The organism is Marinimicrobium sp. UBA4509 (assembly GCF_002388575.1).
Classification (GTDB): domain Bacteria; phylum Pseudomonadota; class Gammaproteobacteria; order Pseudomonadales; family Cellvibrionaceae; genus Marinimicrobium; species Marinimicrobium koreense.
In genome coordinates this window covers 1-280 of sequence record NZ_DGMV01000037.1, presented here as the reverse complement: position 1 = coordinate 280, position 280 = coordinate 1, and the positions used below count along the sequence as shown (strand labels likewise).

Sequence of the window (280 nt, the reverse complement as noted above, 5' to 3'; positions counted from 1 at the left end):
CATTGGCCGGGTGGAAACCACCTACCAGATGTTGCTCTCACTGGAGCCCACCTGGAGCACCTTTGTTCGCGCCCAGGCGAAAGGGGAGCTGACCGGGGAAACTCTGGATGAGCGCCTGGAGGACGCCGCCACGAAAGGCCTGATCCGCAACGAGGATATCGCCCGGCTCAAAGAGTACGATGCAAAACGCTACGATTGCCTGCTCACCGACGCGTTCGATAAGCTTTAGGAACTCGAAGCAGGTTTCGTGGATTACATGCGGCGGATGCGCTTCGCTCCG

The 280-nt window shown here is 59.3% G+C and carries 1 protein-coding gene; it reads left to right on the top strand.

Annotated features, from left to right (window positions below):
* On the top strand, nucleotides 1-229 hold a 229-nt coding region (locus B3520_RS05425), incomplete at its 5' end, for an acyl-CoA dehydrogenase domain-containing protein (protein ID WP_286875581.1).
* Nucleotides 230-280 lie beyond the last annotated feature (51 nt).